The organism is Clostridium transplantifaecale, from assembly GCF_900626075.1.
Taxonomy (GTDB): domain Bacteria; phylum Bacillota; class Clostridia; order Lachnospirales; family Lachnospiraceae; genus Otoolea; species Otoolea transplantifaecalis.
Genome location: NZ_UYZY01000001.1, coordinates 1,142,078 through 1,156,626, shown reverse-complemented (window position 1 = coordinate 1,156,626; position 14,549 = coordinate 1,142,078). Strand labels below are relative to the sequence as shown.

At 49.4% G+C, this 14,549-nt stretch carries 11 protein-coding genes; 10 read left to right on the top strand and 1 reads right to left on the bottom strand.

All coding sequences use genetic code 11. The features are described 5' to 3' along the window. The first annotated feature begins 3 nt into the window (after positions 1-3). The 8 genes from EJL91_RS04920 (at position 4) to EJL91_RS04885 (ending at position 10,715) form a co-directional block, all read left to right on the top strand. A complete protein-coding gene (locus EJL91_RS04920) occupies positions 4-1,617 on the top strand; it encodes a response regulator (protein ID WP_125140818.1) in 1,614 nt (537 codons plus the stop codon). Further along, the gene (locus EJL91_RS04915) at positions 1,618-3,417 is read left to right on the top strand and encodes a sensor histidine kinase (RefSeq protein ID WP_125140817.1); all 1,800 of its coding nucleotides are present in this window, start codon (positions 1,618-1,620) and stop codon (positions 3,415-3,417) included. After that, entirely contained in the window at positions 3,417-4,388 is a 972-nt protein-coding gene (locus tag EJL91_RS04910) for a substrate-binding domain-containing protein (protein ID WP_206429453.1), read from the top strand. Before EJL91_RS04915 ends, EJL91_RS04910 begins: the two co-directional genes overlap by 1 nt. A gap of 13 nt (positions 4,389-4,401) precedes the next feature. Then, entirely contained in the window at positions 4,402-5,436 is a 1,035-nt protein-coding gene (locus EJL91_RS04905; protein WP_125140815.1) for a galactose ABC transporter substrate-binding protein, read from the top strand. A gap of 994 nt (positions 5,437-6,430) precedes the next feature. Next, on the top strand, positions 6,431-7,549 hold the full coding sequence (locus tag EJL91_RS04900; protein ID WP_125140814.1) for a substrate-binding domain-containing protein: 1,119 nt from the start codon (positions 6,431-6,433) through the stop codon (positions 7,547-7,549). An 81-nt stretch (positions 7,550-7,630) separates the two neighbouring features. After that, complete coding sequence (locus EJL91_RS04895) at positions 7,631-9,139, top strand: sugar ABC transporter ATP-binding protein (protein WP_125140813.1); 1,509 nt, start codon at positions 7,631-7,633, stop codon at positions 9,137-9,139. An 18-nt stretch (positions 9,140-9,157) separates the two neighbouring features. After that, complete coding sequence (locus EJL91_RS04890; protein WP_125140812.1) at positions 9,158-10,153, top strand: ABC transporter permease subunit; 996 nt, start codon at positions 9,158-9,160, stop codon at positions 10,151-10,153. Positions 10,154-10,415: 262 nt separating this feature from the next. Continuing rightward, complete coding sequence (locus EJL91_RS04885; RefSeq protein WP_243125228.1) at positions 10,416-10,715, top strand: hypothetical protein; 300 nt, start codon at positions 10,416-10,418, stop codon at positions 10,713-10,715. 124 nt (positions 10,716-10,839) lie between these two features. On the opposite strand, the gene EJL91_RS04880 is transcribed toward EJL91_RS04885, so the two are convergent. After that, on the bottom strand, positions 10,840-11,757 hold the full coding sequence (locus EJL91_RS04880) for a LysR family transcriptional regulator (RefSeq protein ID WP_125140810.1): 918 nt from the start codon (positions 11,755-11,757) through the stop codon (positions 10,840-10,842). A 1,043-nt stretch (positions 11,758-12,800) separates the two neighbouring features. Between EJL91_RS04880 and EJL91_RS04875 the strand changes: the two genes are divergently transcribed. Then, on the top strand, positions 12,801-13,631 hold the full coding sequence (locus EJL91_RS04875; RefSeq protein ID WP_125140809.1) for an alpha/beta fold hydrolase: 831 nt from the start codon (positions 12,801-12,803) through the stop codon (positions 13,629-13,631). 1 nt (position 13,632) lies between these two features. Beyond that, positions 13,633-14,505, top strand: a complete 873-nt coding sequence (locus EJL91_RS04870; RefSeq protein WP_125140808.1) for a DUF6282 family protein — start codon at positions 13,633-13,635, stop codon at positions 14,503-14,505. Positions 14,506-14,549: the final 44 nt, after the last annotated feature.

The following is a 14,549-nucleotide window of genomic DNA, read 5'->3' as shown; positions in this document are numbered from 1 at the left end:
GATATGAATCTTTATAAGATTATGCTGGTAGATGATGAGGAAGAGGTAAGGAAAAGCATTATTAACAAGATAGACTGGGCGGACACCGGCTTTGAAGTAATCGGGGATGCGGAGAACGGCAAGGACGCCCTGGAAAAGATCGAGCAGAATGAGCCGGATCTCGTCCTTACGGATATCAAAATGCCCTACATGGACGGCCTAACGATGGCGGAGACAATCCGTCAGCAGTATCCGTCGGTGAAGATTGTGATTTTTTCCGGCTTCGATGAATTCGAATATGCGAAAAAAGCGATCAAACTGAATGTAATTGAGTACATTTTAAAACCGGTGAACGTGGAAGAGCTGACTGCGATCCTGAAAAAAATTAAGAAAAACCTGGATGAGGAGATCGAGCAGAAGAGGAACGTGAACCTCCTCAGGGAGAGCTATATCAAAAATCTCCCGACCATCAGGGAACATTTCTTAAATGACCTGATTCATGGTGGAATGTCGGGGGAAACTATATCGGAGAAACTAAAGGAATATGATATCGACATAGACAACGCCCATAAATGGATTGTTGCGGCCATTCATCTGGAACCGGACGAGAAGGTGGACAAGGCCGTATCCCTCCATAAGGAGAGGGAGCTGATTCCGATCTCCGTCCAGAATATGATAGAAGAAAAGCTGGAGGGCCAGTACCGTTATACGATGTTCCATTCTTCCTTTGAGAGCATCCTGATTGCCGCGATCGACGAAAACAATTCCCAGACAGGCCTGGTGGCCATGCTGGGCGACATCTGCAAGGAGACAAAAAAGATCCTGGAGGTTTCCGTTACAATCGGTGTCGGTGAGAGCTGTAATTCCCTGGCCGATATCGGCCAGTCTTTCCACTCGGCGTTAAATGCGCTGGGCTACCGGGCCGTGGCCGGTTCGGGCGGCCTTATCTACATCCGGGATGTGGAGCCGTTTAACCACGGAAAGCTGCAGTTTGACAGCCGGATGGAGTCGGAGCTGATAGCCGCCGTCAAATTCGGGCCGGAGGAGAAGATACGCTCCGTCGTTGGGGACGTGGTCGGAAAGATGGAGGAGGCAAAGGTCCATTACCGCCAGCACCAGGCTTATATCCTGGCCGTCATCAACGCCCTGACCCAGCTGTCGCAGCAGTATGACCTTAGGATCAGCGATATGTTCGGCGTGGAGACGGATTATTTTGAAATCCTTCTGAAAGTGGAGAAAACGGATAATATCAGACAGTACCTGACCGAAGTCGCCTTTAAAATGAACCGGGGGATGGAAGAGGAGAGAAGCAATTCGACCAAGAATGTCATCCAGGAGGCCAAACAGTATATCCAGGAGAACTTCAGGGATCCGGATTTGTCGGTGGAAAAGATCTGCCGCCATCTCCATATGAGTCCGGCCTATTTTTCCACTGTATTCAAGAAGGAGACGGGGCAGGCCTATATCGCATATCTGACAGACGTGCGTTTAAACCGGGCGGTGGAACTGCTCATGACAACGGAAGATAAGACCTATATTATCGCAGAGAAGGTGGGATACCCGGAACAAAACTATTTCAGTTATGTTTTCAAAAAGAAGTTCGGTGTGTCGCCTACGAAATTCAGGGGAGCCAGATAAATGGATAAGAAGGATAATAATCAGAGACGGCCGTTTTTTCTGAATAACAGCATACGTACCACGATTTTCATCTATTTCACGGTGACTGCGCTGGCGGCCGGTCTTCTGATTACATTTTCCCTGTACCAGAGACTTTCCGGCCAGGTCACGGCCATGGTCCAGGATGAGAACCAGAGGCTGATCGGCCAGGTGGCCCGCTCCGTGGAATCCTATCTGCGGACGATTATGAAGCTGTCGGATTCTCTCTATTACGGAGCGGTAAAGAATGCGGACCTCTCCTCCGAGTCGGTTGGTTCGGAACTTACGCTGCTCTACGACAATAACAAGGACAATGTTGATAACATTGCTCTTTTCTCGGAGGACGGAGCGCTCGTGGAAGCGGTTCCCGCGGCAAGACTCAAAGCGAATCTGGACGTCACGGGGGAACCGTGGTTTCAGGATGCGCTGGAGAAGACGGAGAACCAGCATTTTTCCCAGCCCCATGTGCAGTATATCTTTGACAACAATGAGAATCAGTACCGCTGGGTGATATCGCTTTCCCGCGCCGTGGAGCTTACTAAGGGCACTTCCACAGCCCAGGGCGTGCTACTGGTGGACATCAGCTATTCCAGTCTGGAACAGCTCTTTGACGGCGTGACGGCCGGTAAGGGCGGTTATGTCTATCTGATCAGCAGCGACGGCGAGCTTTTGTATCATCCTAAGATGCAGCTCATTGATTCAGGGAGGCTGCAGGAGAACAATATTGCTGCGGCCGGTTATAAGGACGGCAACCACATGGAAGAATTTGAGGGAGGCAGCCGGTTTGTTACAATCAAGTCTATCGGCTATACGGGCTGGAAAGTAGTCGGAGTAACGCCGGAAAACGTCGTTTCGCTGAACACGATTAAGACCCGGCTTTTTATCGTATTTATTATTGCACTCATTCTGTTCATTCTTACCCTCATCAACTCCTATATTTCTTCCAGGATTACAAACCCCATCAAGGAGCTGGAAAAATCCGTGGGAATATTGGAGGAGGGCAACCTGGATGTGGCCGTCTACACCGGCGGTTCCTATGAGATCCAGCATCTGGGCAAATCCATCGGGGACATGGCGGCGCAGATACGCCTTTTGATGAAGGACATCGTGACGGAGCACGAGGCAAAGCGAAAACAGGAATTCGACACGCTGCAGTCCCAGATTAACCCCCATTTCCTCTATAATACACTGGACATCATCGTCTGGATGATTGAGAACGAGCAGAAGGCGGAGGCGGTAAAGGCGGTGACTGCGCTGGCCCGATTTTTCCGTATCAGCCTGAGTAAGGGAAAGAGTATCATCACGGTGAGGGATGAGCTGGAACACGTCAGAAACTACCTGATGATCCAGCATATGAGATTTAAAAACAAGTTTACTTATGAGATCGAGGCGTCCGACGACGTGCTGGAACTGGCAAGCCTCAAACTGATGCTGCAGCCCTTAGTGGAAAATGCCATTTATCACGGCATGGAATTCATGGACGGCGACGGGGAAATTCTTTTGAAGGTCTGGAAGGAAGACGCGGATCTGTATTTCTGCGTGATTGACAACGGCCTTGGAATGACCGATGAGCAGGTGGCAAACCTCTTTACGGGGGCGTCCCACGTGGAATCCAGGCGCGGTTCCGGCATCGGGGTTAAGAATGTCAATGAGAGGATCAAGCTATACTTTGGGGAAGAATACGGCCTTTCTATTGAGTCGGAGCCGGACGAGGGCACTACAGTCAGGATACATCTTCCGGTCGTGCCGTACAGTGAAGCGGTGGAGAGGGGGATGGTATAATGGCAAAACAGGAAAAAGTCCTCTGGGGTATTTTTGCGGGAATCCTTGTATTCCTGTACCTTTTATCCTCCACTGATTTGATTATTAAAGAAAAAAAGACGGAGATTTACCCGGTTTCCATTGTTATCGCCGATACGACGGACGACTACTACGTCAACTTCAGAAAAGGTGTTGAACAGGCCGCCGATGATTACAATGTGGATGTCAGTTTTATCACGCTTTTTGATAAGGAAGATGCGGACAGCCAGATGGAGCTGGTGAAACGGGAGATCGACGACGGGGCCCTGGCAGTCATATTGGAACCGGTGGACTCGATGGAGTGCATGACCCATATGGATACGGCTGTTCTCGGGAGTCCTGTGATTGTGGCCGGGGAACTGCTGCCGTCGGAAAGCGTGAAAGGTGCGGTAGCCACAGATCACTTTGAAGAGGGTAAAAAAATGGGTGAAGCTATCGTTTCGGAAAATACGCCGGAGCTTCCCGTGTACATTTTCGCTGACAGCCTGACCCACGGCTATACGGGGGAACGGCTGGAAGGACTCAGGACGGTATTGGAAGAAAACGGCTATGCGATGGCGGCCTATGAGAGAAAAACGGCGGATACGTTCCGGAAAGTCATCGAAGAAACCGTCTATCCGGGAAGCGGGACGGCCGTGATTGCCTGCCTGGATCCCTCAAGTACCAGCGAGGCGGCGGAGATTATAGGCGGAAGCCCGGTATACGGAAAATACATCGTGAGCCTCTACGGGACAGGGACAACCCCCTCCCTTCTGAACCAGATGGACAAGGGAGTCATTAAGGGAATGGTGGTCAGCAATGAGTTCGATGAAGGTTATCTCTGTGTGGAGAAGGCAGTGGAAGCGATTCAGAGAAAAGGAGCCAGGGAGCAGATCCGCCTGGATGCTTATTATATAGAAAAAGCGGATTTAAGGGAAAGCAAGTTCGAGAAGATTCTGTATCCGATTGATTAGAGGGGGATGGCCTATGAAGAAGCAAAAACGTTTATGGATTGCAGCGGCCGCCGTGGCGGTTATATTGGCCGGGTGTATGGTTCTGCAGGGCTGCGGGGGCGGGAAAAAGGATGAAAAAAAATCGATCCGCATCGGCGTGGCGCTGTACCGCGGAGACGATCCGTTTATCAACAATATCCGCTCCAATCTGGAAGATAAAGCCAAAACGTATGAGAAGGGAACCGGGATCAAGGTCGTGATGGATGTGGCCGATGCCAAGGGCAACCAGAATACACAGAACAGCCAGGTGGACCGTTTCCTCTCGCTGGGGTATGACGCTATCTGCGTCAATATGGTGGACCGCTCTGCCGCCTCCTATGTCATCAACAAGGCGATGGATGCGGACGTGCCTGTCATTTTCTTCAACCGGGAGCCGGTGGAGGAAGATATGAAGCGCTGGGAGAAGCTCTACTATGTGGGGGAGGACGCCAAGGAGTCTGCGGTCCTGCAGGGGAATATCCTGGTAGATCTCTATAAGGAAAATCCGGAAGGACTCGATCTGGACGGCAATGGAAAGGTCAGCTATGTGCTGCTTGAAGGAGAGAGCAGCCACCAGGATTCCCTGATCCGGACCGAGTGGTCAATCCAGACATTAAAGGACGGAGGCGTACCTCTTGAGAAACTGACCGGCGGGATTGCCAACTGGGACAGGAGCCAGGCATCGGCCCTGATGGAGCAGTGGATCGAAGAATTTCCCAAAGAAATTGAGGTGGTCATCTGCAACAACGACGAGATGGCTTTAGGAGCCGCCGATGCGCTGGAGCGGAGCGGCGATTCCAGGCCGGTTAAGATTGTCGGCATAGACGGGACGCCGCAGGGAATGGAAGGTTTAAAGAGCGGAAAGCTGTTCGGAACGGTGCAGTGTGACAGCAAAGAGTATGCCGATGTCATTTTTGAGATGGCCGCGGCGGAATCACTTGGGCAGAACGTACAGGAAAAGGTGGAACTGAACCAGGGAAAATATTATGAATGCAGCCAGCATGCCCTGACGGCGGAGTCTTTGAAGTAAGGGGGAGGGAGAGAACGCCGCCGGGACGGCCGGGGTTCGGGATGGTGAGGTCAGGTTGTGAGTCTTCAGTCCCGGTTTACAGGTTGTCGCGGGTGGGGAATCCGGGCAGAAAAAGTTCCTTCGGGAAACGCTTGCGCTCTTTGGAGTACATAACAGAACTAAGGTGCCAAAATACGCCACCTAAGTGCTGATGAACTCCCAGGTTCCCTCCGGAATCTTTTTCTCCCGGATTCCCCACGGGAAGGTTTTCCCCCGGGACTGAAGACGCGCAGGTTATCGCCATTCCCAAGCCCGGCCTGCGGCTGCCGATTTGGTTCTTTTCCTTCAAAGGGGAGGGGATTGATGCTGCCACTACGTTACTTCGGCTGCCTTAGAACTACCTCCTTATTCTTCGAAATCAGTCTGTTTTTGTGCACCGCGAAGCGGAGATAAATCAGGTATCGAATCATTACGGGTAATGCAACTTCGTAGTGGCCGCGATAATACCTCCCCCCACTTGGCGGAAGAGACAATCAGCCCCTGCAGCCGGCAGACGGGGCACACCCTTCGCTGAGTCTTCAGTCCCGTCGACAACCTGCCCGGGGAAGGAAGGAGAAAACTTTCCGAAGGGGACCTTGGAATCCGCCGGTGCTTGATGAGGTCTTTTCGAATCTAGCACCCGTTGCGCATTCCACAAGCGGGAGCGAGTCCCCGTAGGAATTTTTTCTCCTGGATTCCCCTTCACCACAACCAACCGCCGGGACTGAAGACTCATATACACCTCCCACTCCCCCGTCCGCCGTCATACAGAGGCGTCCTCACTCCCCAACTAATCCTCCCCTTTTTGTCAAATATATAAAAAAAACAGCTTAAAAAAGTAAGGATCTAAAAAAAATTATATAAGTCCAAAAAAAATCATATGGAAATATGAACAAAAGCCATCTATAATAAGGGTGTCGGTGAGGAAAAATAACCAATCGACAAAAAATACTATATTAAGGGAGGAACTAGTATTATGAGATCACTCAAAAAATTCATGGCAGTCGGACTCGCAGCAGCAATGGTATTATCCATGACAGCATGCAGCTCCAAACCAGCAGAGACAGCCGCACCGGAGACACAGGCAGAGACTACAGCAGAGACTACTGCCGAAGCAGTTGAAGAAGCAAAGACCGAAGCAGCAGAGGCTGTAGAGGGCAAAGATCCTGCAACTGTTAAGGTTGGTATTTCCATTTATCAGTTCGCTGATAACTTCATGACAGTTTACCGTCAGGAATTAGAGAAATACTTAACAGAAGAATTAGGCGTTAAGAAAGAAAACATCTCCATCATGGACGGAAAGAACGACCAGGGTGAGCAGATGAACCAGATTAGAAACTTTATCACAACAGGCGTTGACGTAATGATTATCAACCTTGTTCAGGCTTCTTCCGAGCCAACTGTTACTGAAGAGTGTGCAAAAGCTAACATCCCGGTAGTTTACATCAACCGTGAACCGGAAGCTGAGAGAGAGCAGGCTTGGAAAGACGAAGGAATCAAAGCTACATATGTAGGCGCAGATGCAAGACAGTCCGGTACATTCCAGGGCGAAGAAATCGCAGAGCTTGAGAACAAGGGCGATGCAGACGGCGACGGCGTTGTTCGTTACATCATGGTTCAGGGTGACCCGGAGAACGTAGATGCTCAGTACAGAACAGAGAAATCCGTTGAAGCTTTAAAGGCTTCCGGCGTTGAAGTTGAAGAACTCGTTAAAATGCGTGGTGACTGGGATCAGACAAAAGGCCAGGAAATCACAGCTAACGCACTTGCACAGCACGGCGCTAAGATCGATGTAGTTTTCTGTAACAACGATGCTATGGCACTTGGTGCATTACAGGCAATCGAAGCAGCTGGAAGAAAAGTTAACGAAGATATCTACTTAGTAGGTGTTGACGCTCTTGTAGAGGCTGTTGAGAACGTTATGAACAACAAGATGACAGGTACTGTATTCAACGATTACATCGGCCAGGCTCACACAGCAGCTGACAAGGCTATGGATTTCGTAAACGGCAAAGATGTTGACAGCGTATACATGGTAGACTATGTAAAAGTTACAACAGAGAATGCAGCAGAGATTCTTGAATTAGTTAAATAATTCTGCTCGGCAGAAATTATGGAATGAATGCGTCGGGTGTGTCATCTTGGCACACCCGATTTTATGAAAGGAGAGAATGGGATGGCAGAGTACAGATTGGAAATGCGCGGGGTATCGAAGAGCTTTCCTGGCGTTAAGGCCCTGGATCAGATTAATCTGAAGGTCCGTCCTGGTACGGTTCACGCTCTGATGGGGGAGAACGGTGCAGGAAAATCCACCCTGATGAAATGCCTTTTTGGTATTTACCACATGGATGAGGGCGAAGTATATCTGGACGGAGAAAAGGCAGAGATAGGGAACCCCGACGAAGCGCTTCACAAAGGTTTGGCAATGGTTCATCAGGAGCTTCAGCCGATACCGGAGAGAACAGTCGCAGAGAACATGTATACGGGCCGTTATCCGACGAAAAAGTTCGGACCGATTCAGGTAATCGATCACAAGAAGATGTTTGAAGAGACGGCGAAATGGCTGGAAGACGTAAAGATGCCCTATAACCCAAAGGCAAAGCTCGGAACCATGTCAATCGCTCAGATGCAGTCAGTAGAAATCGCTAAAGCAGTTTCCCTGCAGGCACGAGTGGTGATTCTGGATGAGCCGACCTCCTCTCTTACAGACAACGAAGTGGCAGCGCTCTTCCGTATCATCAGAGACCTCAGGAGCAGGGGAGTATCCCTGATTTACATTTCCCATAAGATGGCGGAAATTCGTGAGATTTGTGATGATATTACCATCATGCGTGACGGTACCTACGTGGGTTCCTGGAGCATGGATGATATCACAGACGATGAGATCGTAAAACAGATGGTAGGCCGTGAACTGACGAATATTTATCCTCCTAAGAATGACGCCGAGGTAGGCGAGGTTCTTCTGGATGTGAAGAATTATACGAGTATTCACGAGCGTTCCTTCCAGAACTGTTCGTTTGAACTTCGCAGAGGTGAAATTCTGGGCTTTGGCGGCCTGGTAGGCGCGCAGAGGACAGAGCTTATGGAAGCGATTTTCGGCATGCGCCATATTACGACCGGAGAAGTCTATATCAAAGGTAAAAAAACGCATATTCAGCGTCCTCAGGATGCAATCCGGGCAGGTATCGGCATGATTACCGAGGACCGGCGCGGAACAGGTATTTTAGGCTGTCTCTCTATTGCAGACAACGTATCCATATCCTCCCTGGATCAGTACGTGGACGCAGGAGTGAAGCTGAATAAAGGAAAAATCGAGCAGCTCGTAAAGGAAAATGTGGCAAAACTGAGCATTAAAACGCCGAGCAGCAAAACCCTGATTCAGTCTCTGTCAGGAGGAAACCAGCAGAAGGTTCTGATTTCCAGATGGCTGGCAAACAACCCTGATATCCTGATTATGGATGAACCGACCCGTGGTATCGATGTTGGTGCAAAATATGAGATTTATCAGATTATGATCGACCTGGCGAAACAGGGTAAGGGCATTATCATGATTTCTTCTGAAATGCCGGAATTAATCGGTATGTCCAACAGAATCCTTGTCATGTGCAACGGACATATTACCGGAGAAGTTAAGGACGAGGAAGCAACACAGGAACGTATCATGAGTTACGCGACCAAGTTCTAGTGATAGGAGGAAGAGAGAATGGATAAGAAAAAAGTCAATGTAGCGGACATACTTATTAACAACGGTATTATTATATTAATTTTTCTCATGGTAATCTTCGTTGGTGTTACCAAAGAGAATTTCTTTTCAGGCAGCAACTTCAGCAACGTTTCCATTAACGTAGCCTGCCGTTTCATTATCGCAGTCGGCGTATCCGGCTGTCTGATTACAAAAGGTACCGACCTTTCCGCAGGACGTGTCGTAGGTCTTGCAGCCTGCCTCGCAGGTACACTGCTTCAGAAAGCAGATTACAGCGGCCGTTTTGAACTGACGAAGAATTTCCCGCAGCTCAATGTATGGATTATTCTCTTAATCTGTATCGGCATCTGCTGTATTTTCGGTCTTATCAACGGTATTGTTGTTTCTTACTTAAGCGTACCGGCTTTCATCGGCACATTAGGTATGCAGATGATCGTTTACGGTATCAACCTTGTTTACACAAAGTCAATCCCGATCGGCGGTTACCGTACGGATTACACAGCTATTGCCAACGGTAAATTATTCGGAGTTTTCCCGTATCTGTTTATCATCGCAATCGTAATCGGCCTGATCATGTGGTTTGTTTATAACTATACACGCCATGGCAAATATATGTACGCTATCGGCGGTAACGAGGCAGCGGCAGAGGTTGCCGGCGTTAATGTTAAAAAGACTAAAATTATCATTTACGTAACAGCAGCAACTCTTTACGCAATCGCAGGTTTCCTGCTGGGAGCAAAATCCGGCGGCGCTTCTGTTAACATGGGTATGGGTTACGAGCTGGAAGCTATCGCAGCTTGTACCATCGGTGGTGTATCCGTTAACGGCGGTATCGGACGTGTGTCCGGTGTTGTTATCGGTGTTCTCGTATTCGAGCTTCTGAAGACATGTCTCCAGTTCCTCGGAATCGACCCGAACTACCAGTACATCGCACAGGGTGTTGTTATCGTAGTTGCTATCGCACTTGATATCAGAAAATATATTGCCAAGAAGTAATTTATTATAATTAACACGTGGCAGTTAAAGTATTTGATTTAGTTTAAAGTATTTTAAATCAGGTGGTCGAATTTTAATCAGTTTGAAGTATTGAATACGGTCAAAGCGGTTAAAGTAGTTTCAAGGAGCGGCTTCCATGCCGTCTTTCATAAAAGAGGAGTTGCAGGCGGAAAAAGTTTCCGTATACGCGGCTCCTCTTTTGGAATCGCAGAAAATCTTTTGAATTTCAGGGAACAGAATCTATGAGGAGTGAAAATTGAAAGTGGGTGAGAATTTGGAAGACAACAGACAGGACAGTGAAAGAATAGAGGAACTCTCCACGGAAGGCTCACCAGAAGAAGCGCCGGGCCATTCTGGAGAAGCGTTGACAGAAGAAGAGGAAAACCTCCGGAAGCTGGAAGAGGAGAATGAAAAACTGCGCAGGGAGATAGAGCGTGTCAGAAATCTTTCTCTGAAAGAGAGGCTCTATGACAAGGTGAATGTGTCGGTCAGAACCCTGGATATTTTCATCATAGTGATGGTAATTTTTGGAATTATTGTTGTGATTCTCGGAATGAGATAGAGAAAAGAAGCATTACCCAAGGAAGTAATTGGAGGCCTGGGTAATGCTTCTTTTATATCATAGGAAAATGCTCTCATGATATAAAAATCTTCCGGGCAGGATCGCACTGCGGTGGGTCGCTTTATTATTGAGTGGCAAAGGTTTCTTTTGTGATATCTATGAAATTCTGTGCTGCGGTCTGCAGATAACTGTCTTTTCGGTAAGCGATGACAAAGTCCCACAGATTTTCCCGTTCCCCGACGGAGCAGTACAGAAGGGGGCGGCTGGTATAGAAAAATTTTTCGCACATATCGGTACAGAATCCTACCCCAATACCCGAGGCTACGATTGACAGCGCTGTTTCCACGCTCTGCAGGGTGATAGTCTGCGGGCGGATAGAAGAGGTGGAGAGAATCCGGTCTGCAATTTTTCTAGTCCTGAATTTTTCGTCCACCAGGAAAAAGAGCTCGTCCCCCAACTGGTTAATATCAATCCAGGGATGCTTTTTTTCAGGCCTCTGCTCGATCAGGCGGGCCGCTTCCAGAATGGGGGACAGGCAAAGGACAATTTCTTCCTTGCATACCTTGACATACTCCAGATCGGGGCGGAATGTCCCGGTTACCGTATAGACTGCAAGGTCAATCCGGCCGTTTTCCAGCGCCTGGTTGAGGGCGGCTGTACCGTCTTCCATAATGCTTATTTTGTATTTGGGGTACATCCTCTTAAAGGCAGGCAGGACGTTGGGCAGCACATAACGCCCCCTGGTCGGTGTGACGCCGATGGAGAGGGAGCCCATGGACTCTGAGCTGATGTCGGCAAGGGTATTGCGGAGCTGATGGTTCAGATCCAGGATCTTGAGCCCCGTATCAACATACTGCTGACCAGCATAGGTCAGATACATCTTATTGTCAATGCGGCAAAAAAGTTTGACATTCAGGTGTTTCTCCAGATTCTGGAGAAATTTGGAGAGGGACGGCTGGGTGATGTCGAGAAAACGGGCTGCGCCGGAGAGAGTCTGATATTTTTCAATGGCTAGGACGTATTGGATTTCGCGGAAGTCCATGTGAGCTCCTTTCTAGGGATTTAATTGAGGAATGAGAACGCCGCCGGGACGGTCGGGGGGCGGGATGGTGAGGGGGAGGGGGTGAGTCTTCAGTCCCGGTTTTCAGGTTGTGGTGAGGGGGAATCCAGGAGAAAAAATTCCTACGGGGACTCGCTCCCGCTGGTGGAATGCGCAACGGATGCTAGATTCGGTAATACCTCATCAAGCACCGGCGGATTCCAAGGTCCCCTTCGGAAAGTTTTCTCCTTCCTTCCCCGGGAAGGTTGTCGACGGGACTGAAGACGCGAAGTTTTTCGCCATCCCGTACCCCGGCCTGCGGCCGCTGAATTGTTCTTATTCCTTCAAAGGGGGAAGGTATTGTTGCTGCCACTACATTTCCTCGAATTCCGGGAGAGCTCCTCTTGTATGGTATTAAATTGATTAGTCAGAGCTTTAGCGCCTGACCTATCCTTGAATAACTATTGAATATTTTGATTCATCATTAAATATAGCATTGGATTTTTCTCTGAATCCAGCCCGAAATACCTTCATAAGGTAAATGATTCACGACTACCTAGTGACCGCGACAATACCTCCCTCCCCACTTGACGAAAGAGACAATCAGCCCCTGAAGCCGGCGGACGGGGCAAAACCCTTCGCTGAGTCTTCAGTCCCGTCGACAACCTACCCGGGGAAGGAAGGAGAAAACTTTCCGAAGGGAGACATTGGAGCCCGCCGGTGCTTAGCGAGGTCCTTTCGAGCTTAGCATCCGCTGTGCGCTCCACAAGCGGGAGCGGGTCCCCATAGGAATTTTTTCTCCTGGATTCCCCCTCACCACACCCTACAACCCGGGACTGAAGACTCATATATACCCTCCCACCACCCCGTCCTCCGTCTTACAGCGGCGTCCTCGCATCTCAACTAGTATACCAATTTTCGCACAAAAAGTATAGTTTCAATCTATACTTTCTATGCAGTAATTCTGGATTTACAGCTATAGTTCCTGCGGTGTATCATAATGGTATCAATTATGGCGCCATTGAATGAAGAAGGGGAGGTTTTTCTTGAAGAAGGGTTATCTGACAACAACTGATAAAGCCCGCATTTATTATGAGGACAGGGGGGAGGGGATTCCTCTCGTATTTATTCCCGGCCATATGTGCACTTCCCGTTTTTTTAAAAAGAACGCCGAGGCGCTGTCGCAGTCTTACCGTGTTGTGACTATGGATCCGCGGGGGTTTGGGAATTCGTCGAAGGTGCTTCATGGAAATGATGTGGAGCGGAATTGTGACGATATTAAGGAACTGATTGAGTTCCTGGGCCTGGAGCATGCGGTGCTTCTTGGCTGGTCGCTCGGCGGGAGTTTTGTAATGATGTATGCGCATAAATATCATGAAAACCATCTGGGAGCTCTGGGGCTGATTGATGCCGCGCTTTTTCCATTTTCCGGGGAGGCCTGGAATACCTACAGGGCCAGGGATTACAATATGGATGAGTGGTGCGGTAAATACGGAGTTTGGCTTACGGATACCGAACTGTATTATAACAATTTTATCCGCCGCATCGACAGGGGGTTGACTTCTGAGGACAGGGAAGAACTCAGGCGGGAAATCAAAAAAACGCCTCCCTGGATTGGTTTTGCCATCCATACGGACTGGTGCCACACGGATACGGAGCAGTTTTTAAAAGAACTCACGGTTCCGGTGCTTCTTATTTCCGGGGAAGAGATTTCAATGGGAAGACATTACAAAGGGCAGATACGGACCTACAGCGAGCTTTATGAATTTGACATGGGAGGACATGCCATGTTCTGGACGGAATGCGGACAATTTAATGAAATTCTTACAAATTTTACTGAAAACACAGTGTATCGTGAGAAGGAAAGAAGGGCATGAGATGAGAACAATATCGTTAGAGGGAGCCTGCGATCTGCATATCCATTCGGCGCCGGATATTGTTGACCGGATAGGAAATGACACAGAGATCGCACTTCGCGCCAGGGAGGCGGGCATGAGGGCCATTGTTTTAAAATCGGTTCTGGAACCCACCGTTTCAAGGGCCTGGCATGTGACGCAGCAGGTAGAGGGAATCCGGGTATTCGGCGGCGTGGTGCTTGATTATCACGACGGGGGGCTGAATCCCATGGCCGTGAGCCCGGCCGTCGAGATGGGTGCAAAGGTTGTCTGGCTGCCGACCTACCATGCGCTGGGACACGAAATTGCCTTCGGCGCCCTGGGCAGCTTCGGCTACACGAAGGAAAACAGCCGCAGCCGCACGCTGGAGCCCATCACAATACTGGACGAAGAGGGCAATATAAAAGCTTCGGTTATGGAGATTATGGAAATGTGCAAAGACGCCGGTATTATCCTGGCGACCGGCCATATCCATGCCTCGGAGACACTGAAGCTGGCAAAGGCGGCGAAAGAGAACGGTTTTCGGAAACTGGTGATAGACCATCCGTTTTTCAAGGTGCCGGATCTGGATATTGCCACGGTGGGGGAACTGGTCCGTCTGGGTGCTTACATGGAGTTCTGTGCCAATGAACTCTGCCCGATTCCCCGGAGCGCAAACCTTTACGATTATACGGCATGTTTCGAGAAATACGGCGTGGATCATTTTATTCTGGCCTCGGATGCAGGGCATAACAGGAAGGGATGGCCCGCGGAAGAACTCAGGATATTTGCCCAGCTCCTGGGATACGCGGGAGCGAAGGAAGAGCAGCTTCATCAGATGATGAATGAGAACTATAATTTCCTGCTGTCGCTGTGACGGTGAGGAAGGTTGAGAGATTGAAAGATCATACAGAGAGAAGG

What these genes read in the sequence shown, in the direction of transcription:
- EJL91_RS04900 (WP_125140814.1), top strand. Translation starts at nt 6,431, where the DNA reads ATGAGATCACTCAAAAAATTCATGGCAGTCGGACTCGCAGCAGCAATG.
- EJL91_RS04890 (WP_125140812.1), top strand. Translation starts at nt 9,158, where the DNA reads ATGGATAAGAAAAAAGTCAATGTAGCGGACATACTTATTAACAACGGT.
- EJL91_RS04920 (WP_125140818.1), top strand. Translation starts at nt 4, where the DNA reads ATGAATCTTTATAAGATTATGCTGGTAGATGATGAGGAAGAGGTAAGG.
- EJL91_RS04880 (WP_125140810.1), bottom strand. Translation starts at nt 11,757, where the DNA reads ATGGACTTCCGCGAAATCCAATACGTCCTAGCCATTGAAAAATATCAG.
- EJL91_RS04870 (WP_125140808.1), top strand. Translation starts at nt 13,633, where the DNA reads ATGAGAACAATATCGTTAGAGGGAGCCTGCGATCTGCATATCCATTCG.
- EJL91_RS04895 (WP_125140813.1), top strand. Translation starts at nt 7,631, where the DNA reads ATGGCAGAGTACAGATTGGAAATGCGCGGGGTATCGAAGAGCTTTCCT.
- EJL91_RS04910 (WP_206429453.1), top strand. Translation starts at nt 3,417, where the DNA reads ATGGCAAAACAGGAAAAAGTCCTCTGGGGTATTTTTGCGGGAATCCTT.
- EJL91_RS04915 (WP_125140817.1), top strand. Translation starts at nt 1,618, where the DNA reads ATGGATAAGAAGGATAATAATCAGAGACGGCCGTTTTTTCTGAATAAC.
- EJL91_RS04905 (WP_125140815.1), top strand. Translation starts at nt 4,402, where the DNA reads ATGAAGAAGCAAAAACGTTTATGGATTGCAGCGGCCGCCGTGGCGGTT.